The organism is Mesorhizobium sp. M4B.F.Ca.ET.203.01.1.1 (assembly GCF_004791025.1).
In the GTDB taxonomy this organism is placed as follows: Bacteria; Pseudomonadota; Alphaproteobacteria; order Rhizobiales; family Rhizobiaceae; genus Mesorhizobium; species Mesorhizobium abyssinicae.
On record NZ_SRUO01000013.1, the window covers coordinates 66,940 to 85,360 of the forward strand.

The 18,421-nt window shown below is 63.0% G+C and carries 23 protein-coding genes and 1 pseudogene; 12 read left to right on the forward strand and 12 right to left on the reverse strand.

Features of this window, described 5'->3' with window-relative positions:
- Positions 1 to 12: 12 nt before the first annotated feature.
- The 4 genes from EN846_RS24190 to EN846_RS24205 form a co-directional block, all read right to left on the reverse strand.
- A complete protein-coding gene (locus EN846_RS24190) occupies positions 13 to 513 on the reverse strand; it encodes a cupin (RefSeq protein ID WP_127283467.1) in 501 nt (166 codons plus the stop codon).
- 192 nt (positions 514 to 705) lie between these two features.
- The gene (locus EN846_RS24195) at positions 706 to 1,620 is read right to left on the reverse strand and encodes a LysR family transcriptional regulator (RefSeq protein WP_127392672.1); all 915 of its coding nucleotides are present in this window, start codon (positions 1,618 to 1,620) and stop codon (positions 706 to 708) included.
- 150 nt (positions 1,621 to 1,770) lie between these two features.
- Entirely contained in the window at positions 1,771 to 2,046 is a 276-nt protein-coding gene (locus tag EN846_RS24200) for a hypothetical protein (protein WP_127392673.1), read from the reverse strand.
- Positions 2,047 to 2,235: 189 nt separating this feature from the next.
- Positions 2,236 to 2,514, reverse strand: coding sequence for a hypothetical protein (locus EN846_RS24205; RefSeq protein ID WP_127392674.1), 279 nt, complete (start codon positions 2,512 to 2,514; stop codon positions 2,236 to 2,238).
- A 216-nt stretch (positions 2,515 to 2,730) separates the two neighbouring features.
- Between EN846_RS24205 and EN846_RS24210 the strand changes: the two genes are divergently transcribed.
- The 6 genes and pseudogenes from EN846_RS24210 to EN846_RS24235 all read left to right on the forward strand — a co-directional run bounded on the left by EN846_RS24210 (position 2,731) and on the right by EN846_RS24235 (position 6,996).
- Positions 2,731 to 3,588, forward strand: coding sequence for a hypothetical protein (locus EN846_RS24210; protein ID WP_127392675.1), 858 nt, complete (start codon positions 2,731 to 2,733; stop codon positions 3,586 to 3,588).
- A 234-nt stretch (positions 3,589 to 3,822) separates the two neighbouring features.
- Positions 3,823 to 4,092: a DUF2282 domain-containing protein gene (locus EN846_RS24215; RefSeq protein WP_127283463.1), complete on the forward strand. Its 270-nt coding sequence runs from the start codon at positions 3,823 to 3,825 to the stop codon at positions 4,090 to 4,092.
- A gap of 41 nt (positions 4,093 to 4,133) precedes the next feature.
- A pseudogene (locus EN846_RS24220) lies at positions 4,134 to 5,167 on the forward strand (DUF692 domain-containing protein).
- The gene (locus tag EN846_RS24225) at positions 5,154 to 5,939 is read left to right on the forward strand and encodes a DNA-binding domain-containing protein (protein WP_127392676.1); all 786 of its coding nucleotides are present in this window, start codon (positions 5,154 to 5,156) and stop codon (positions 5,937 to 5,939) included. Before EN846_RS24220 ends, EN846_RS24225 begins: the two are co-directional and overlap by 14 nt.
- Positions 5,940 to 5,950: 11 nt before the next feature.
- Positions 5,951 to 6,427: a DoxX family protein gene (locus EN846_RS24230; protein WP_127392677.1), complete on the forward strand. Its 477-nt coding sequence runs from the start codon at positions 5,951 to 5,953 to the stop codon at positions 6,425 to 6,427.
- On the forward strand, positions 6,424 to 6,996 hold the full coding sequence (locus tag EN846_RS24235; protein ID WP_210214002.1) for an NAD(P)H-dependent oxidoreductase: 573 nt from the start codon (positions 6,424 to 6,426) through the stop codon (positions 6,994 to 6,996). The genes EN846_RS24230 and EN846_RS24235 overlap by 4 nt, the downstream gene beginning before the upstream one ends.
- Here the strand turns inward: EN846_RS24235 and EN846_RS35610 are convergent.
- A complete protein-coding gene (locus EN846_RS35610; protein WP_210235149.1) occupies positions 6,975 to 7,142 on the reverse strand; it encodes a hypothetical protein in 168 nt (55 codons plus the stop codon). The genes EN846_RS24235 and EN846_RS35610 overlap by 22 nt on opposite strands.
- A 318-nt stretch (positions 7,143 to 7,460) precedes the next feature.
- On the opposite strand from EN846_RS35610, the gene EN846_RS24240 reads away from it, so the two are divergent.
- The 4 genes from EN846_RS24240 to EN846_RS24255 all read left to right on the forward strand — a co-directional run bounded on the left by EN846_RS24240 (position 7,461) and on the right by EN846_RS24255 (position 9,604).
- Positions 7,461 to 7,781: an antibiotic biosynthesis monooxygenase gene (locus EN846_RS24240; RefSeq protein WP_127392678.1), complete on the forward strand. Its 321-nt coding sequence runs from the start codon at positions 7,461 to 7,463 to the stop codon at positions 7,779 to 7,781.
- 119 nt (positions 7,782 to 7,900) lie between these two features.
- Positions 7,901 to 8,539, forward strand: coding sequence for a DUF1326 domain-containing protein (locus EN846_RS24245; protein ID WP_127283291.1), 639 nt, complete (start codon positions 7,901 to 7,903; stop codon positions 8,537 to 8,539).
- A 9-nt stretch (positions 8,540 to 8,548) separates the two neighbouring features.
- Positions 8,549 to 9,412 (forward strand): DUF2182 domain-containing protein, encoded by an 864-nt coding sequence (locus EN846_RS24250; RefSeq protein WP_127392679.1) that lies wholly within the window; start codon positions 8,549 to 8,551, stop codon positions 9,410 to 9,412.
- Between the two features lie 48 nt (positions 9,413 to 9,460).
- Entirely contained in the window at positions 9,461 to 9,604 is a 144-nt protein-coding gene (locus tag EN846_RS24255) for a hypothetical protein (protein WP_187331466.1), read from the forward strand.
- A gap of 8 nt (positions 9,605 to 9,612) precedes the next feature.
- On the opposite strand, the gene EN846_RS24260 is transcribed toward EN846_RS24255, so the two are convergent.
- Positions 9,613 to 11,109, reverse strand: coding sequence for an aldehyde dehydrogenase family protein (locus EN846_RS24260; RefSeq protein ID WP_128346199.1), 1,497 nt, complete (start codon positions 11,107 to 11,109; stop codon positions 9,613 to 9,615).
- Positions 11,110 to 11,489: 380 nt separating this feature from the next.
- Here EN846_RS24260 and EN846_RS24265 point away from each other — a divergent pair, with 380 nt between their 5' ends.
- A complete protein-coding gene (locus EN846_RS24265) occupies positions 11,490 to 11,819 on the forward strand; it encodes a hypothetical protein (RefSeq protein WP_245493315.1) in 330 nt (109 codons plus the stop codon).
- Between the two features lie 111 nt (positions 11,820 to 11,930).
- Here the strand turns inward: EN846_RS24265 and EN846_RS24270 are convergent, their stop codons facing one another.
- The 6 genes from EN846_RS24270 to EN846_RS24295 all read right to left on the reverse strand — a co-directional run bounded on the left by EN846_RS24270 (position 11,931) and on the right by EN846_RS24295 (position 17,340).
- Positions 11,931 to 12,971, reverse strand: a complete 1,041-nt coding sequence (locus EN846_RS24270; RefSeq protein ID WP_127393978.1) for an EscU/YscU/HrcU family type III secretion system export apparatus switch protein — start codon at positions 12,969 to 12,971, stop codon at positions 11,931 to 11,933.
- 131 nt (positions 12,972 to 13,102) lie between these two features.
- Positions 13,103 to 15,274 carry a type III secretion system export apparatus subunit SctV gene (sctV, locus tag EN846_RS24275; RefSeq protein WP_245493316.1) on the reverse strand — a complete coding sequence of 724 codons (2,172 nt, stop codon included), beginning with the start codon at positions 15,272 to 15,274 and terminating at the stop codon, positions 13,103 to 13,105.
- Complete coding sequence (locus tag EN846_RS24280) at positions 15,271 to 15,582, reverse strand: hypothetical protein (protein ID WP_245455579.1); 312 nt, start codon at positions 15,580 to 15,582, stop codon at positions 15,271 to 15,273. The genes sctV and EN846_RS24280 overlap by 4 nt, the downstream gene beginning before the upstream one ends.
- A 17-nt stretch (positions 15,583 to 15,599) precedes the next feature.
- Complete coding sequence (locus EN846_RS24285) at positions 15,600 to 15,998, reverse strand: hypothetical protein (protein WP_127393865.1); 399 nt, start codon at positions 15,996 to 15,998, stop codon at positions 15,600 to 15,602.
- 38 nt (positions 15,999 to 16,036) lie between these two features.
- A complete protein-coding gene (locus EN846_RS24290; protein ID WP_127393864.1) occupies positions 16,037 to 17,038 on the reverse strand; it encodes an EscD/YscD/HrpQ family type III secretion system periplasmic domain-containing protein in 1,002 nt (333 codons plus the stop codon).
- Positions 17,039 to 17,154: 116 nt separating this feature from the next.
- The gene (locus EN846_RS24295; protein ID WP_126056235.1) at positions 17,155 to 17,340 is read right to left on the reverse strand and encodes a hypothetical protein; all 186 of its coding nucleotides are present in this window, start codon (positions 17,338 to 17,340) and stop codon (positions 17,155 to 17,157) included.
- A 211-nt stretch (positions 17,341 to 17,551) separates the two neighbouring features.
- On the opposite strand from EN846_RS24295, the gene EN846_RS24300 reads away from it, so the two are divergent.
- Positions 17,552 to 18,412 (forward strand): MurR/RpiR family transcriptional regulator, encoded by an 861-nt coding sequence (locus EN846_RS24300; protein ID WP_127393863.1) that lies wholly within the window; start codon positions 17,552 to 17,554, stop codon positions 18,410 to 18,412.
- The last annotated feature ends 9 nt before the right edge of the window (positions 18,413 to 18,421 follow it).

The window sequence follows — 18,421 nt, forward strand, 5'->3', positions numbered from 1 at the left end:
GCGACGAACGGCTCACATCATGTGGTCTTCGTGCATCGCGGGCGGCAGGACGTCGGCGGAATAGAGGACGGCCGGAACCTTGCCATTGTTCTTCCACCAGTGGGCAAGCTGACCGAACTCGGCGGTCACGTCACCGGCCGGATGTTCGATGCCGACCTTGCAGGTGCTGCGATATTCGGTGATCGAACCCTCGACGATCAGGATGTTGGCCGGGCGGACATTGTGCTCGTGCCAAGGCACGACGCCGCCGGGCTGAACGACGAGCTTGCGAAGGCGCAGCATGTTGCCTTTCCAGGCCTCGCCCTTGCTGCTCAGATCGATTGCGGAAAGGACCGTGTCGGTCACACCCACCGGCTTGCTGGGATGTTCCTGGATGTCGGTCGTCGCGGCCTGGCCGGCAGGACAGTCGCCGGCGAAAACCGGGGCCACCGAAAACGCGGCGGTGGCGGTGAGAAGTCCGAGTGTCAGCGCCAGCTTCAGCGGCACCTGCAATGCAATAGTCTTGGAAGCCATGTCGATTTCTCCTTTGTCGGTGCCCAATCGCGGAAGCGGGGCATGAGAGGAGAGTGACGGGAGCCTCGATGAAAGAGAAATGCTGACTGGCTCTTAATTCGATACCTGAAAACTATCGTTGGCTGTCCTGGATGCATGAAGAAGGCGCACGACAGGACTTGAGGCGCGCCACAACCATTTCTTCAGTTTTCTTCAGGCTGCGGTCTTACGGATTGCTTGAGCGAGGGCACTCTCAGGCCAGCCATGCGCCTTGACGCTGTTGACGAAGGCAGAGGCGGCCGGCGAGAACCTGCGCCCCGCCACGACCACCAGAGAGACCTCCCGCCAGACCTCGGGATCGATGACCGGCCGGATCTGCAAGCCTGGGATCACCGCGCTGAACTCCGGGATGAAGCAGATGCCAAGCCCCCCGGAAACCATGTTCTGGATCCAGTCCTCGCGCTCGCTCGCATAGGAGATCCTGAGTTTGACGCCACGGTCGTTGCACAGACCGGCGAGATGATCGCGATACTCGCAGTTCAGCCGCCTCAGATAATTTTCGCCGTCGAGTTCGGAGATGGCGACATTGTCGTTGCGGGCCAACCGATGCCCATTGGGGAAAGCGAGGACGAAACGCTCGCGGTAGAGCGGCGTAACATCGAACCTCTCCGGAAAACTGTTGCTGGACGCCATGATGGCGACATCGATCTCACCCGCCTCCAGCAGTTGCGACAGGGACGCGGGCACACCTTCGACAAGCTGCAGCTGAATGCCTTGCTGGCGCCTGTTGAAATCGGCCAGCAGGCCGGTGAAGCGGCGCGGGCCTATGGTACACATGACGCCAACCTTGAGGTTGGCGTTCTCCAGGCAGAGGAATCTCGAGGCCTCCTGCCGCACTCCGGTCAGCTCATCGAGGATCTGCTGAAACCGCGGCCGCAGCAAAGCACCCAGATCGGTGAGGTGGGTCAGGTTTCGCTCGCGGCGAAACAGCAGGCCGCCGACCTCTTCCTCGAGCTGCTGGATCGCACGTGACAGCGCAGGCTGGGTGACGTTGCACCTTTCGCCCGCGCGCGTGAAATTTCGGGTCTCGCAGACGGCCAGGAAGTAGCGGATGTGATGGATGTCCATAAGTATCGTCCCTCGAGCAGCGCAGGTGCATTTCCAGCTCGAAGACTGCCGCAAGGAACGGGATCGCGCCAATGCGCGGGGGCTATAAAGTCAATAGCGTTTCGTCATGCGACGATGACGGGCCAAGGCCCGCCATCTGGTCGTGTAGCGTCAGCTGTGATGGCCGAGGGCAAAGAGTTGCGCGCAGAACTGCGCATGCGGCTTGCTCATGGCGGCGTCGTTGCATTCCTTCATCATTGCGTTCTGCGTCGATTTCGGCGTGGCCTTCCACGCCGTCTCGAAATCGGCGCTCGACTTCATCGTCTTCATGCTGGCGTCGGTGAAGAAGGGCTGCATGTTGGAAGGCTCGTCGAGGGCGCCGGCGAAGGCAACGCCGCCAAGAACGGAAAGGGCAAAAACGCCGAGGCAGATAGCTTTTGGATTCATTTTCAAGTCCTTTTCTGGTCGGGTAGTCGTCCTGTCGACAACCGCTTGATTGATTGACAGCAATTGAGAATTTCTGGGTTTCTCGTTGCTGGCTTTGATCTCGCGACAATCAGCCGGCAAGCTGCCAATGCCATCTGCGTATCGAGGTTATGCCGGGCGTGCATCTCGTAGATGCCTACGATCGCACTGCTAGTCAGCTCCGCCCAAAGCGAGGACTTTGGCGCAGAACTGGGCGTGGGGCTTACTCATCGCCGGGTCGTTGCATGCCTTTGTCATCTTGACGCGATCATGCTTTGACAGAGCGAACCAGGCGTTCTTGAACCCAGCCATCGGTTTCATCGTCTTCATCGTGGCGTCCGTATAGAAGCTCGGAAATGCAGCGAAGTCACTGAACGGGTTGGCGGACGCAGGGTACGCACCAACGCCAATTGCAAACGCTGCCAGACAGGCAAGTAGTCTTCTCATCATTGATCTCCTTTCCAGGCGGCGGCTCTGGCAACAGCGCCAGGGCTGGCAACGCGCGTCGCCTCGTCTGATCGGGATGAAGAGTGCGGCGCGCGAAGACCGGCAGCCAATGCAATCTGCCTATGGACTTCATGCCACCTTGGCATTTCGGCTGATCAAGAAGATGCGGCAGTCTCATTCCAGTCGCCTTGTTGACGATCTTGGGATGGAGACGAAACCATGCTTGCCCAGTCCCCGATTAGACCGGACCAGGCCGCCATTTCAGCGGTGGATCTTGGCTTGGAGGAACGGACGATCGACATCGTGCTGGCAAACGATGCCCATGGCGCGTTCGTCTGGGGCGTGCTCGATCGCCTGCTGGACGAAACGAACTGCCGCGTCAACGGCGTCACGGCGTCGGGTTTCGCAGCGATGGAGGCATCCGTCTTTGCCTACGGCCTGAGCGTCGGCGGCAGGCGCGGCGCGCGGACGGCACTGGCCAATTTCTGGCGGCGCATCAGCCACGCTTCGGTCTTTTCCGATGACAGAGCCAGCCTGCTTCGATCTATCCTGGAACAGTCAATTGATCTCAAGCAAATCCGTGATGAGGAATGCCCGGTGAAACTGGGCGTGTTAGCCGTCAACGCGCGCACGGATGCGGTAAAGATATTCACGAGCGACCAGTTGTCGATCGATGCGATCGTCGCGGCAGCCACGATCCCCTTCCTTTCGCCGCCTGTCGAGATCGACGGCGATGCCTATTGGGGTGAGGGCGACGTCTTCCAGTCGCCGCGCCTCGTATCAGCTGAAGGTCGCCATCGCCTGATTATCGCCGGCAAGCCTTCCGTCTTCACCACGCCGTGTCCGGCTCGCAGCACCGCAGCCGGTCATTGCCTGACGAAATGCGCGCCGGTTCACACCATATTCGACAGTCGACACCGTGCCGGAGCTCCGCTGCTGTTGCGGCCCTGGACCGATTGGGGCGAACTGACCGACATGCGCGACAGGGGGCGGCAGCGTGCAGCAGCCTGGCTTGCCGCTGATCCTCTGCGCGCTGATGAAAGCCCGGTCGCAGCCAGCGAGCGACGATACATCTAGGCGCCTCGCTCCCCGCCTAGCCGCGCCTGCATCGCATACTCCCGAACGCAGGTGCCAAGCCCTCCGGTGCCCCCGCCGGAGGGCCTTTTCGCGCCGCCTTCCGGGACATAGGGAGTGCGTATCAAATCCATGCCGAGACAGCATTTCAGCTCGGCGTCACGATCGGACAGACTGATCTGCAGACGGGCCTCGAGGCCGGTCTTTCACTTGAAACGCCAACCAGGAGACAAGCCTGTGATCAACACAAAGACCCTCATCGGATCGGCCCTCGCGGCCGCTACTTCGCTTGCCGCGACAGCGGCCTACAGCGGCCCGGCCGCCAAGCCCGGCTTCGCCTTCGAGAAGTGCTACGGCGTCGTCAAGGCCGGCCAGAACGACTGCCAGACCGCGACGCATTCCTGCGCCGGCACCGCAACCGCCGACAACCAGCCGGATTCCTGGCTCTACGTGCCCGCAGGCAGCTGCGCCAAGATCACCGGCGGCAGCGACAAGCCGAAAGCCTGAGCAATCCAGACTTCGAGCCAACCCTTGAAAGGAGCAGACCGATGTCCCGTGCGTTTCAGTCCCTCGCGATCCCCGCATCGGCGGGCATCGGTCTTCGCTCGCCTCACATCACAGAGATGCTGACGAGGCGGCCCTCCGCCGGCTGGCTTGAGGTCCACGCCGAGAACTACATGGGGGAGGGCGCCGGCGTCGAGGCGCTGGAAAGATTGCGCGAGATCTATCCCGTTTCCGTTCATGGCGTCGGCCTGTCGCTCGGCAGCGCGCGAGGCTTGGACCGCGATCATTTGGAGCGACTGCGCAAGGTCTGCGAGCGCTTCCAGCCCGATCTCGTCTCCGAACATCTGGCCTGGAGCGTCGCCGACGGCGCCTACCTCAACGATCTGCTGCCGCTGCGCTACGACGAAGACGCGCTGGCGATCGTGGCGCGCAACGTCGAGACCGTCCAGGACGCGCTGAAGCGGCGTGTGCTGATCGAGAACCTGTCGGCCTATGTCGCCTTTGCCGATTCGGCGATGAGCGAGGCCGAATTCCTGTCCGAGCTCGTGGCGCGGGCCGGCTGCGGCCTGCTGCTCGACGTCAACAACGTCCAGGTTTCGGCGCACAATCTGCAATACGACGCCAAAGCCTTCATCGATGCGCTGCCGGCGGCGGCGATCGAGGAGATTCATCTTGCCGGTCACGCAACCAATCACGTCGGGCCGACACCGTGCTCATCGACGACCATGGCTCGCGCGTGCCGCCGGTCGTCTGGGCGCTCTACCAGCATGCCATAGACCGGTTCGGACCGCGTCCCACCCTGATCGAGTGGGACACCGACGTTCCCGTCCTCGACGTGCTGCTTGGCGAAGCGATGTGGGCCGACATGCTCACCGCGTCGATCATGTTCAGCCGCAAGCAAGCCGCGCGACGTGAGCAAACGACCGAAACACGAGCGCCGCCGATCCGCCTTTCTGTCGAGGCCGAAACGACGACCAGCATGCCCGTCCTTGCGGCGTTTGCAGCTGCCCGGTGCGCCAGGTCGTGCATGCCCGCGGCGCTTGTCTCAATCGAGGAGGAATACCATGTTGCCGCTTGAACACCTGCAGACCACCATCGCGCGGGCAGTGCTGGCCATGGAGCCAGTTGTCGCCGCGAATGTGCTGACCGCCGGCAGGGCCGATCCGTTGGCCCGCCTGCGTATCTACCAAAACAACACGCGCAGCTCGCTCACCGCGGCGCTGATGTCGGTGTTTCCTGTCACCGTCCGGCTGATAGACGAACGCTTTTTCCGCTACGTGGCGAGCGAGTTCATTCGACGGTATCCGCCGGCTGAATCGCGTCTTTCGCGCTATGGATCCGGATTCCCACGCTTCCTGAAGACGATCGACACGCTGTCCGACATGCCGATCGTCGCCGAGACGGCTCGGCTCGAATGGGCCATAGCTGAGGCCCTCGATACGGCTTCGCTGCCGCCCCGCAGCCTCGCAGAATACGACAGCACCGACCTTGGGTTCTCGCCGGATATCTTGCTCCAGCCCTCACTGCGACTGATCATCTCGCACTGGTCGATCCTGTCGGTATGGATGGCGCATCAACACGGGACGGCGGTCGACGAAAACATCACCTGGACAAGGCGTCCCGAACGCGTGGCGCTGTGGCGATCGGGGAACTACGTGCGGCTTTTTCTGCTCGACCGCGCGAGCTTCGCCTTCTGGCATTCGCTGAAGCACGGTTTCGGTCTCGATCATGCCACCGGCCGTGCCCTGGCGCTCGACCCGGCCTTCGACCTGGTTTCAGCCCTTGTGCGTCTGTTCCGCGACAGGCTCGTCACCGACGTGCGGATCGCCGCGAATTCCCCCTCAAACTGACGGAGACGGTCATGACCGCAATATCGGAGCAATCCTCGTCCAAACCGGCCGGCGTTGTCGGCCTCTACAAGCGTATCATCAAGCTGCCCGAGTACCTTCCGTTTTCACTGATCCAGCTCGCTGCTCGTGTGGCGGTGGCTCATGTTTTCTGGCAATCGGCGCAGAGCAAGCTCGCATCCTGGCCCGTGACGCTGCAGCTGTTCGCCAGCGAATACAATCTGCCGCTCATCGATCCGTCGATCGCCGCGCCCTTGGCAACGACGGCCGAAATCACAGGCTCGGTGTTGATTTTCCTTGGACTGTTCTCGCGCCTTGCGGCCCTGATGCTGCTCGGCGTCGTCTCCGTTATCCAGATCTTCGTCTATCCGGAGAACTGGGCCGAGCACCTCCTGTGGGCATCGCTGCTGTTTCTCGTGCTGACACGCGGCGCCGGCGTCTTCTCTCTCGACTATGTCGCCGAGCGAACCCTTTCGGCATCTGCAAAATGAACAGTCCGACCGGGCGGCGAAAGCACGATGCGCATCTTCATCGTCCACGCGCACCCCGAGCCCAACAGCTTCAACGGTGCCCTGACCCGATCGGCTCGGGAGGCGTTGTCGCGGCTGGACACGAGGTCGTTGTCTCCGATCTCTACGCCATGGGGTTCAACCCAGTGTCGGATCGCCGCAACTTCACGACCGTACGAGACGCGAACTACTACCACCAGCAGACTGAGGAGGCGAATGCGGCCGCCCACGACGGATTTGCTCCAGACATCCAGGCGGAGATGGACAAGCTCTTCTGGTGTGACGCCTTGATCCTTCAGTTTCCGCTCTGGTGGTTCGGGCTGCCGGCGATTCTCAAGGGCTGGGTCGACCGGGTGTTCGCGTCTGGGGGCCGTATTTATGGCGGCGGCAAATGGTATGATCGCGGCGTCTTCTCAGGAAAGCGCGCGATGTGTTCCGTCACGATCGGCGGGCCGCCGCCGATCTATTCCGACCGAGGATTGAACGGCCCAATCGGTGCAATTCTATTTCCGATCAATCACGGTATGCTCTACTTTGTCGGCTTCAGGTGATCGAGCCTTTCCTCGTGCACGCACCTGCGCGCATCAGCGACACCGAACGCCGGATTTTCCTCGGCCGTTACCGTGAACGGCTGCTTGGTCTGGCGCATGCGCCAACCATCGCTTACCCAAAACTCGTAGACTTCGACCACAGCCATGTTTTGAAATCGGCGTAGTCCAGTCCACCAGGATAGGACGTCGACGCCAGCCGGGGTTTCTGAGCTAGCTTGTTGGCCCCATGCGGCAGCGGACTCGAAGTCCCCCCTCTCGCTGAGAATTCCCATCAGCGGTCACGTTACTGTGAAGCTGTAACGGCCAGTCGCTACGGATCGAACAACTGACTGTCACAGCGAGAACCTTACCCCGCAACGGGAACTGGCCTGTCGCCAAGGCCGCGCCACGAGACGCCGTTCAACACGCCTATCGAGGCACGTCCCGAAGGTTCTTTGCGTGAAAGCGATTGAATGGAGGAAGACATGACCGCTTACAACGTCGTCCGGTTCCGCACCAAGCCCGGCAGGGAGCAGGCATTCATCGATGCGCACATGAAGGCAAAGCTCGACGTCAAGGGTTTCCGCAAAGGTGCGCTCATCAGGACTGGCGACCGAACCTTCTGCATCGTCGGCGAATGGAACGACATGGATAGTCTCGCAGCGGCGCGGCCGCAGATGATCGGGCTTCTGGATACGATGCGCGACATGCTTGAGGATCTTGGCGGCGACCTCGGCGTGACCGATCCGGTCTCGGGGACGGTCGTTGCCGAGATCGCGACCGAAGTGGCCCAGTTGCAGGCGTGAACCGCTCGACCGCTAACGTGAAGGGCCAGTCTCAAAATCGGAGAGCTGCGCACGAATAGCTGGAGTGCGGCTTGCCATCGTCGTACTATCTGATCCCTCGATCTTCGGGAGGACTGGCCATGAATGCAGTACCTCAATGGCGGCTCGCAGGCGACTGGTTCGACATCTGCAGCTGCGATATCCCTTGCCCCTGCGAGTTCGCACAGCGGCCCACCGGCAATCATTGCCAAGGTGTGCTCGCCTGGCATGTGCGCGAGGGTCAGTATGGCGACGTCAAGCTCGACGGCCTGACACTGGTGGCGCTCGGCGAGTTTGAAGGCAATCTCTGGGCTGGCGAGGCAAGTGCCGTGATGGGCATGTATCTCGACGAAAGGGCGAACGAGCGGCAACGCGAAGCCCTGCAGATGATCTTCGGTGGCCAGGCCGGCGGCTGGCCGGCGGGCTTTGCCGCCAATGTCGGCGAGATGCGTGGCATGGAGTTCGTGCCGATCACTTTCGAGGTGGCGGGCGACCTGGCCACCTGGCGCGTCGATATTCCTGGCCTCGTCGTCGGTCACGCGGAAGCGCTTTCCGGACCCACCACCCCACCCGGCAAGCGGGTGCAGACGATCAACTCGCCTGGTTCGGAGGTCGGCCCGGGCCAGGTTGCCACCTGGGGGCGCTCTGTCGAGGTGAGCGCCAAAGGCTTCGGGTTCGACTGGACCGGAACGGCCCGCTCGAGCAAGCACATTCCGTTCGACTGGACCGGCCCGAACTAGGGTACGGCGATGGCTGACGCGTTCCCCAGGACATCGCGGCGGCTAACCCGGAATCTGCGCGGCATCCCGTTCGGTCTGCTCGCATCGCTGGTCGGGCTGACGGCAGCGGCGTGGGCGCTCACCCTCTACCAAACCTTCAGCATGGATATGCCCATGGGCATTGCCGTGCGCGGCGGCATGGCGGGTATGGAAGGCATGGCCGGCATGGCGATGGCCGGAATTGCCGCCGACGGCTGGTCGGTTGCCGGCGCTGCCGCTTTTCTCGCTGTGTGGACCGTGATGATGGCTGCCATGATGCTGCCAGCTGCGGCGCCTATGATCTTTATGTTCGCGGCGGCGCAGGCGAGGCGCGAACAAGGCGTGGCCGTCCCGACGTGGACCTTTGTCGCGGGCTATCTGCTCATCTGGGCGGCCGCGGGCCTTGTCGTATATGTCCTGGTCCAGCTCGGCAGCGGCTTTGCAACGAGCCTCGATCCACCGCAGCGTTCGAAATGGGCACCGCTCGCGCTTGGCGCCACGCTTGGCGTCGCCGGGCTCTACCAATTCACAACCTTCAAGCATGTTTGCCTCAGCCACTGCCGCTCGCCGCTCGCTTTCGTTGCGCAGCACTGGCGCGACGGACGTGTTGGCGCGCTCAAGATGGGGCTGCGCCACGGCCTATATTGCTTTGGCTGCTGCTGGGCGCTGTTTGCCGTGTTGGTCGCGACCGGCGTCATGAGCCTCGCCTGGATGCTGCTTTTGACGCTGGTTGTCTTCGTCGAGAAGCTGCTGCCCCGTGGCCGGCGCTTCGAAGGTAGCGTGGGCGTTGCGCTGGTGGCCCTCGGGATCGTCCTATCGCTCGGGGCGATCGATATGCCTTGGATGGGTGGCTAGCCGCCTTCGCTTCTGCCTGGCATCGCTATCTCGCGCAACGACGAGCGCATGCGGGTGGTGCCGATCGACTATCGCGACGCCCACCGCGCGGTCGGTATCATCACCGCCCGGGGTTACGTGCACCACTCGTTCTCCGAGCAGCTGATGAACCTGATCCGCACCAATCTGCGGGAGCTTGGCTCACTGACTTAGGGGTATGCCTAGTCAGTCTGGATCCAGACCGACTTCGTCTCCAAATATTCGTGCAGATGCTCGACGCCGCCTTCGCGGCCGTAGCCCGACATCTTCATGCCGCCGAACGGCACCGCCGGGTCGATGGCGTGGTACATGTTGACCCAGACCGAACCGGCCTTGACGCGACGCGCCAGCCTGTGCGCGGTGCCGAGATTGGTGGTGAAGATACCCGCCGCCAGGCCGTAAGGTGTCGCGTTGGCGCGCGCGACGGCCTCATCCAGCGTGTCGAAGGGCATTGCCGAGATGACCGGCCCGAAGATTTCTTCGCGTGCGATGGTCATCTTGTCCGACACCGCGCCGAAGACGGTCGGGGCGATGAAGTTGCCGCCGTCATAGAGCTCGCCCGTCAGCCGCGAGCCGCCGGCGACCAGCTCGGCGCCCTCGTCGCTGCCGGCCTTGATGTAGCCTTCCACCTTGCCGGCCTGCCTTGAGTTGATGAGCGGCCCGATTTCGGTCTCCGCCTCGATGCCGTGGCCGATGCGCAGCTTGCCGGCAAACTCGGCGACCCGGCGCACGAACTCGTCATGGATCTCGCGCGCCACGAACAGCCGCGAGCCGGCGATGCAGATCTGGCCCGAATGCACGAACACCGCCATCGCCGCGACCGGCACCGCCTTGTCGATATCGGCGTCGCGGCAGACGATGATCGGCGACTTGCCGCCGAGCTCCAGCGAAACGCGCTTGAGGTTGGCGACGCCGGCGCGGGCAATCGCCTGGCCGGTCAGCGTCGAGCCGGTGAAGACGATCTTGTTGACGTCCGGATGTTCGGCAAGCCTTGCGCCGGCCTCGGCGCCGGTTCCGGTGACGATGTTGACGACGCCGTCTGGAACGCCGGCTTCCTGCATCAGCTTCGCGATCAGGAGCGGCGTCAGCGATGCATCCTCCGACGGCTTCAGCACGATGGTACAGCCGGTCGCCAGCGCCGGCGCGATCTTCCAGATGGAGGCGGCGGTCGGCGCATTCCAGGGAATGATGGCGCCGACGACGCCAACCGGCTCGCGGCGGGTGAAGGTGACGATTTCGCCCGGAATGGAGTTGTCGATTGCCTCGCCATGCAGCGCGGTCGCCATGCCGGCATAGAAGCGCAGCATGCCGATGACGCGGCGCCGGTTGGCCAGCGTGCGCGTGATCGGCAGCCCCATGTCGAGCGTGTCGGAGACGCAGAGCTCTTCCCAATGCGTCTCGAACAGATCGGCGATCCTGAGCAGCACGCATTGCCGCTCGTAGGGCGAGAATTCGGACCAGGGGCCTTCGAAGGCAGCGCGCGCCGCGGCCACCGCCGCGTCGACATCGGCGGCCGAGCCGCGCGGCACTGTCGCCAGCACCTCTCCCGTCGCCGGGTTCAGCGCCTGCATCACCTCTGCGGATTGCGCCGCAACCCACTTGCCGCCGATGAACATCGGCCGGAATTCGCCATGGTAGAGCGCCGTGGCCTTCGCCCTCGGGTCGAAGTTCAGCGTCATCGTCTCCTCCTCACGAATTCCGGGCCGACTATTACTCCCAGCGCCGGCGACCTCAAACAAGGAAAGCTAAAAGGGCGTTCAGATAATCGGACTGTGCAACGCAAGCGTCTTCCCCGATGGTTCCGGCAATGGAGAGATATGAGACTTGCTGGCAAGGTCGCCATCGCGTTCTTCGAAGGCGGGGCAGGCCAGGAACTGACCTTGTGCGATAACCGTGCCGGCTTCGAGCGTCATCCTGACATAAATGGGCTAACCGCCATGTTAGGGTCCCACGATCGAGGACAGCTGTTACGTGCTGTTCTGAAATGAGAGGAGCGTTTCCCACGTCCAGGATCAGCCGTCGCACTGTGCTCTTTCGGTCAGGCACCGCCGCCGTCGCCTTGACCGTATCAGCCACGTCACTCGCCGCCGAGGCATCGCGTCTAGAGGCAGAACCGTCGAACGAACTGCGAGCGTTGATCGACGGGCACAAGACGGCATATGCGGCGTTCCTCAAAGCTGTCCACGAAACGGGTGCCAACAGCCGCGACTACGATGGAGCCAGCCGGGAAGAGGAGAGGGCGCTGATCTCCATCTGCGCTTTTCCCGTGGCCACGCAAGGCGATCGCTTTGCCAAGGCAACGTATCTTCTCGAGATCGAGGCGCGCGGCGAACTGGATTTGCCAGAGCACATGCAAGCTCTGCTCCACTCCACGATGTGGACGGTATGAGATCGCGGCCGTTTGGCCAGCGGTTCTCCATCAGATACCCAGCCGCGCTCATACCCTGACTGTCGGGTTCGTTTCCACATCGCGACTGCAAAAGAACCGCAGGATTTTGCCTCAGGTGAGCCCGTGGCGGACGAGGTGGCGAACGACAGGTGAGAACATGTCCTGGCCGATATATGTTCCCGTATTGGCGCGCTCGAAAAGTGGTTCCGCGACTGTCGCATCGTCGACTACTGGAATACCTGCCTGGCGTGCTTGCGCAGCCATCTCGTCGGCCGCGCGGCCCTGGCCCTTGCCGACGACGGTCGGCACCGGCGTTTCGCCTTTGACGTAACGCAACGCCACGGCGCAGTCGCCGGTCACGAAGACGATGACCGCATTTCTCACGCCAAGCTTCGCAGGTTGCGTCACCGCCTGGCGCCGCTGCCGCTGCTGCTCGTGGCGGATCAAGGGATCGCCTTCGAGATCCTTGTGTTCGCGCTTGTATTCGGTTGTCGTCATGCGCATGTCGCGAAGGAACAGCCAGCGCTGGATCGGAACGTCGATCACGCCGATGACGACAAAGGCCAGGGCGGCGGCGATTCCAAGAGGTGTCAACACCGCCGTGATGATTGGCTCCAGGCATGACGGACCGCAGCCCGGCGCATCGAAGAGCGGCTGCAGCCACGCCATCAGGATGAACACGAACAGGCTTGCCAGCAACACCACCTTGGCCAGGCCCTTGGCGAACTCGATGACGTTGCGGAGCGACAGGATCTTCTGCAGGCCCTTCGCCGGATTTATGTGATCGAACTGCGGCTTGAGCGGTTCAAACGAGAAGACCGGTCCGAACGTCCCCAGCATGCCGAAGGCAACGGTGAGAACGACGACGATCCCGACCAGCGGCAATGTAGCAAGCATCAGCAGCGAGAACGAATGGCGGATGGCCCGCAGGCTGGCGTCCCCGAACGGTTCGCCGGGCATCGTCACGGTCTGCACGAGGTCCGAAAGGCGCTTGAAGAGCGTCGGCCAGGCGAAATAGAGATACGCCAGCGCCGCGAAAAGCGTGAAGCCGGAGACCAGGTCGCGGCTCTGCGGAACCTGGCCCTTGCGGCGGGCGTCACGGAGTTTCTTGTCCGATGCCGGTAGCTTCTTTTCCTCAGCGTCTTCGGCCATGTTGCAATCTTACCGCACAGTTGTGGTTCCAGTGGGCCGATGTGCGGCAGCGATGCGAGCGCTGCGGTATCGTGGATTGTCAGCCCGTTCCTCTCCTGATTCCCCTAATGTCCCCGTCCGTCCGGCTGCCGTCATGAGGCAGCCTCTTGCCCGGCTTTCGCCTGAGCCGAGGGCAGCGCCTGCGAGCGCGCGCCGGTTCTGACCGTGCGGCCGGTGATCGTGGCCAAAGGCTGGACGTTGAATTCCTGCGCGAGTTCCTGAAACGACAGGACGGGAAGCTCGATGGCATTGTGCATCAGCAAGGTGCGCATGTGCCGGCGCACGTCCATCGCGGCCAGGACGACGGGCGAGACATCGATGGAGCTCTGCGACAGGGCTCGCTCGATCTCCGTCACCAGGGCCTGCGCGTCATCGTCCGAAAGGTTCAGGAATGTGCCGGTCGAGGTGCCTTGCACAGCGTTGCGCAGGATATCCTCGGCCGACCGCTGCAGCACGTAGGCCGCGATGATGTTGTTGCGGCCGGCGGAGCGGAAGCTGATCTGGCGCTTCAACGACGTGCGGACATATTCCGTCAGCAGGACGACGTCCTGCTCGCGTTGGCCCCATTCGATCAGCGCTTCCAGGATGAGGCGCAGATTGCGGATCGGCACGTTCTCGCCGACGAGCCGGCGAAGCACTTCCGCGATCTTCTGCAGCGGCACGATCTCCTGAGCCTGCCTGACCAGATCCGCGTAGTCCGGCTCGATGTCCGACAGGAGCCTGCGTGTCTCCTGAATCCCGACGAAATGGCCGGCATAGAGCCGCAGCGCATTTCCGGTCCACTTGGCCGCTGTTTCCGCCGGCGTGGAGAAGACGAAGCCGGCTTCCCTCAATGCCGGCAGGTGGCTGTCGTCGACCCACACGAATCTGCGCTGGCCGGCAATCGAAGAACCGCCTTCGTAAGCCACCTCGAGCAGGTCGAGATGCGTTGCATCCGCCTCGACAAGAACGCGGTCGGCGGGAATCTCGGCGTCGAGGATGGGCGCACCCTCCAGATCGATGCGGATGCCGCGAGGCGAAAGCATCTCGTCGACCTGCAGGCCGATGGCCGGAACGTCGACACCGAGATCGCCGAAGAGCTCGCGGCGCACGCCGTCGGCCAGCGCGGCAAATTCGGGCTCCGGGATCGAGCGTGCGAGTTCGGCTCCGAAGCGCACGACGATGCGGTAGGGAGGAGGCAGCGTTCCGGTGGAGATTGCTGAAAGCGCTGCGGAATTTCCCGGCTGTTCGCGCATGGCGATCTGGCCGGCGGCGTCGTCAGGCTCGGATTCCCGGGCGGTGCGGCGACTGATTGCGTAGGCGCCTGCGCCGAAGCAGGCGCCGAGGATCAGGAACACGATCGACGGGAAGCCTGGCACGATGGCCAGGCCGACCATGATCACCGCAGCGAGCGCGAGCGCTCGGGAGTCGCGCAGGAGCTGGCTGGTTATTTGCTGGCCAAGGTCGCCCGTTCCGTCCGCGCTGCCGACACGCGTCACCATCGTGCCTGCGGCCACGGCGACGAGCAGTGCCGGTATTTGCGCCACCAGCCCGTCACCCACGGTGAGCAGCGAGTAGGTCGCGGCCGCATCCCCCAATGACATGTCGTGCTGCAGCGTTCCGACCGCGAAACCACCGATCAGGTTGACCAGAATGATCACGATACCGGCGATGACGTCGCCCTTGACGAATTTCATGGCGCCGTCCATCGCGCCGAACAGCTGGCTCTCGCGCTCCAACTGCTGGCGCAGGCGTCGCGCCTCCGCCTGGTCTATGTCGCCGTTGCGCAGCTCCGCATCGATGCTCATCTGCTTGCCCGGCAGTGCATCGAGTGTGAAGCGTGCGGCCACTTCGGCGACGCGCTCGGCACCCCGCGCGACCACGATGAACTGTGCGACGGTGATGATCAGGAAGATGACCAGGCCGACCGCAATGCTGCCGCCGACGACAAAGGTGCCGAAGGCGGTAATGATCTCGCCAGCATCGGCCTGCAGCAGGATCAGTCGCGTCGTCGTGATCGTGATCGCCAGCCGGAACAAGGTGGCGATCAGGATGACCGACGGCAGCGACGAGAACTGGAGCGGATGGGAAACGTAAAACGATGCCAGCAGGATGAGCACGCTGATGGCGATGTTGGCGGTGATGAGAATGTCGACGAGGAATGTCGGCAACGGAATGAGCATCATCACCACCGCGACGAGCAGCAGGACGGCGATGACCAGGTCGCTGCGGCGTGACAGCCTGGCAAGGAATTGCAGCACCCGCTCCGACACGGTCATGTTCATTGAACGCCTCGTTGCGAAAGGAAACTCAGCAGGGCGCTGTGCGCCTCGGTCTTGCGCCCCGCCACGAGCAAGGCTCGGCTCTTCAGCAAGGCAAGCGCCGGATGGTCCATTCCTTCCAAGGTCTCCAGCCTGGCAATCGTGGCCAGCGCCTTTTCCGCCTCGCCATCGAGGATGAGCAGATGCGCCAATGTCCTCAGCACGCCGGCATTTCCCGGCGACAGCTGCGCGGCGATAAGCAGATAGGCCGCGCCCCGCTTTGCCTGCCCGTGAGACCCGTAGAGAAAGCCCAGGACATGCAGCAGATGCACGGTGTCATCCGGGCCGGTCAGATTTCGATTCCTTCCTGCATGCGACCAAGCAGGTCGCGATGACGCTCGATTTCATCCTCCATCAGCGTTCTCGCAAGCGACTTGAGCTGCTCGCCGCCCTCGAGGTTGGGAACCAGGTGCGTCACAAAATGCTGGAGGATAGGCACGGAGCGCCGCAGGATGGCTGGCTCGGGTATACGGGGCATGACGAAGTCGATGAGGATGTCATCAAGCGATTCGCCTGCCGCTTCCCTGGAGGACTGAAACTCCGCGGTTTGCGGCCTTTCAGCACCAGCGGCGGATTTCGTTCCCTGAGCACGGCTCGCGGCCTTGTCGACGCCATTCATCCGTCGCCGGTTGATTGCCTGACCGCGCACGCCTTCCGCCTGGCGCACCTCGCGGCCAGCCGTGTCCATCCTTGCCGAATCGAATCGCGGCCCTTCAAGCCGACGGTTCACGGGTATTTCAGCGCGACCGTGGCGCCGCCCTTCGTCAGGAGAAGTTCCGTCTCGCCGATGTGCTTGATGGTCCAGCCGTCATTGGTGAACGCACCTTCGTGGTAGCGCGCGCCATCGGCTGCGATGACGTAAGGCCGCTCGCCATACCAGATCGCCTGCAGCGTCAGGCGCGGGGCTTGCTCGGCGTTGCCGATCATGACGTTGGAGACCAGCGGAATGTGTGCGCCGTAGGCCTGGTCGAACCACGATTGCGTTTCCGTCCAGACGCCGCTCTGGTCATTCGGGATCATGCCCGAGACCACGAGACGTCCCGGCGATCGCTGAACGGTCAAGGTCCTTATGCCGGATTGCTCGAGACGCAGCTTGAGCTGACTTTCCGCTTCGGCGGCGGTCTGCATTTGCGCCGGCGACGAATCGTCCAGGACCTGTTGGCCCGGCTCGCCGGCGAAGGCCATTCTGATCGGTTCGCCATCTTTCGAGGGGCGCGTCTCGCCAACATCGGGCTTGGCGAGAGAGAGCCCGTTCGCGGCGAGGGAAAGAACGAATACGGCGCACAGAACGCTGCCCGCCACCAGCACGGGGCGATTGGAAAAGGACCACCGACTTGCGGGGCGTTCCGGGTTGACCAGCCGGATACGGGCGTCGCCGACACTTACGGTGAGCGGCAGCCTGCAGCGGCTGCCGTGGCCTTCATGGATGGTTTCGCCTGTGGCGAGCGTGACATCGCCGCCGACGGCCTCGATTTCAAACTGGCTGCCCTTGCGCCGCAGCCTTGCGTGGACCGGCGCGATGCCGGCATCCCTCAGCACAATGTCGGACTCCGTGCTGGAGCCGATCGTGTACAGCGTCTCCACCAGGCTGAGTTCGGCGCCGGCGTGGAATCCGTGGGTGACGCTGAGCACAACGAAACCTCCGGATGCCGGGGAGGGGGCGATGATCGACCGCAGCCGGCGCGCTGGCGCCGCATCCAGATACCTGCCGATAGGACTATCGGTCATGCCACTTCATCTCCCGCCGATGACGATTTCAAATGCAGCGACGACGGCGTTGAAAGGTTCCTGCCGTGCAAGTACGCCGCCGGTTGCTTCGGCGGCGTACGGGTTCGAGATCCGCCTTAGGCCTTCTCAGCCGACTGGCCGAGCGTCCTCGCGGTGCTCATCAGCATGTCATGCTGGGATTTCGCGATCTCTTTCGTGATCTCCAGCCCAAACATGCGCTCCTGGTGCTTGATCATCTTGTCCAGGTTCTGTTCCGGCGACCCTGCAGAGCCGGACGTAATGGGAGGGGTAGCAGCCATCATTGTCTCCTTGCGAGAAATTCAAGTCGCAAACGCCGGACTCACACCGCTGCGCTCCGGCACATTGCCAAGGCAGCTTAAGACAGCGTGGCTGAAAATGAAAGTCCATTTGGAATATTTGAGCCATACAAGTTCCAACTGTTGCGTTGGTCGCGTTCTAGGAGTAACCTGCGAGGCGGGTGAATGGGGTATTTCGGATATGGAAAAAGGTCCTTTGGCCGAGCTGTTGGTCGAACGGTTCGAGAATATGCCGCCGCAGTTGCGGGTCGCCGCGCGTTTCGTGTTGGATCATCCCAAGGACGTCGCGCTGATGTCGATGCGCGAGCAGGCGCACCAGGCCGGCGTTTCGCACAGCACGATGATGCGGCTGGCGCGCTGGCTCGGGCTTGATGGCTACGAGGACATGCGCAGCCTCTATGCGCGTGCATTGCGTGAGACGATCGCCGGTGAGCCCGCGCGACAGGGTATCAAGCAGCATGGCGATCCGGGATATTCGACCGTCGGGGTCGTTGCCGATACGCTCGCGGCCCAGATTGCAAGTCTTGGCGAATATGGCAGTGCCGTGCAATTCATCGCCGCCGCCGGCCTGCTGGCGCGATCGTCCAACCTGTTCGTCCTGGCCACACGCTCCGCCTATCCGGTCGCGGGCCATTTCGCCCACATCATGTCGTTTCTGGCTGGCGGCGACCGCAAGGTGACGCTTGTCGGCGAGATGGGCGGACCTGGCCTCGATGTTCTGCAGCAGGCGGGACGCGGCGATGTGCTGCTGGCCCTAGGTATGTCGCCGTATGAGCGCACGACGATCGATGTTGCGCGGCAGTCGGCTCGGCAGGGCGTCGGCGTGGTGGCAATCACCGACAGCAGCGTGTCGCCGCTGGCCCGGATCGCGCGGGAAACAATCATCGTCACGTCAAATTCGCAGTCGTTCTTCCGCAGCCTGGCGCCGGCCTTCGCCGCCGTCGAAATCCTGGCGGCGCTGACGGCTGCGCAGTCCGAGGTGGATGCCGCGGATCGAATTAAGCAGTCGGAAGAGCAGCTTGCCGCTTTCGGCATTTATTGGAAGCCCCCCAGATAGCATTGGAAC

Coding starts and splice junctions, on each gene's coding strand:
- EN846_RS24250 (WP_127392679.1), top strand. CDS start 8,549: ATGGCTGACGCGTTCCCCAGGACATCGCGGCGGCTAACCCGGAATCTG.
- EN846_RS24190 (WP_127283467.1), bottom strand. CDS start 513: ATGGCTTCCAAGACTATTGCATTGCAGGTGCCGCTGAAGCTGGCGCTG.
- EN846_RS24255 (WP_187331466.1), top strand. CDS start 9,461: ATGCGGGTGGTGCCGATCGACTATCGCGACGCCCACCGCGCGGTCGGT.
- EN846_RS24285 (WP_127393865.1), bottom strand. CDS start 15,998: ATGGACACGGCTGGCCGCGAGGTGCGCCAGGCGGAAGGCGTGCGCGGT.
- EN846_RS24200 (WP_127392673.1), bottom strand. CDS start 2,046: ATGAATCCAAAAGCTATCTGCCTCGGCGTTTTTGCCCTTTCCGTTCTT.
- EN846_RS24295 (WP_126056235.1), bottom strand. CDS start 17,340: ATGATGGCTGCTACCCCTCCCATTACGTCCGGCTCTGCAGGGTCGCCG.
- EN846_RS24225 (WP_127392676.1), top strand. CDS start 5,154: ATGTTGCCGCTTGAACACCTGCAGACCACCATCGCGCGGGCAGTGCTG.
- EN846_RS24235 (WP_210214002.1), top strand. CDS start 6,424: ATGAACAGTCCGACCGGGCGGCGAAAGCACGATGCGCATCTTCATCGT.
- sctV (WP_245493316.1), bottom strand. CDS start 15,274: ATGAACATGACCGTGTCGGAGCGGGTGCTGCAATTCCTTGCCAGGCTG.
- EN846_RS24245 (WP_127283291.1), top strand. CDS start 7,901: ATGAATGCAGTACCTCAATGGCGGCTCGCAGGCGACTGGTTCGACATC.
- EN846_RS24230 (WP_127392677.1), top strand. CDS start 5,951: ATGACCGCAATATCGGAGCAATCCTCGTCCAAACCGGCCGGCGTTGTC.
- EN846_RS24270 (WP_127393978.1), bottom strand. CDS start 12,971: ATGGCCGAAGACGCTGAGGAAAAGAAGCTACCGGCATCGGACAAGAAA.
- EN846_RS24210 (WP_127392675.1), top strand. CDS start 2,731: ATGCTTGCCCAGTCCCCGATTAGACCGGACCAGGCCGCCATTTCAGCG.
- EN846_RS24260 (WP_128346199.1), bottom strand. CDS start 11,109: ATGACGCTGAACTTCGACCCGAGGGCGAAGGCCACGGCGCTCTACCAT.
- EN846_RS24195 (WP_127392672.1), bottom strand. CDS start 1,620: ATGGACATCCATCACATCCGCTACTTCCTGGCCGTCTGCGAGACCCGA.
- EN846_RS24290 (WP_127393864.1), bottom strand. CDS start 17,038: ATGACCGATAGTCCTATCGGCAGGTATCTGGATGCGGCGCCAGCGCGC.
- EN846_RS24205 (WP_127392674.1), bottom strand. CDS start 2,514: ATGATGAGAAGACTACTTGCCTGTCTGGCAGCGTTTGCAATTGGCGTT.
- EN846_RS24240 (WP_127392678.1), top strand. CDS start 7,461: ATGACCGCTTACAACGTCGTCCGGTTCCGCACCAAGCCCGGCAGGGAG.
- EN846_RS35610 (WP_210235149.1), bottom strand. CDS start 7,142: ATGGCTGTGGTCGAAGTCTACGAGTTTTGGGTAAGCGATGGTTGGCGC.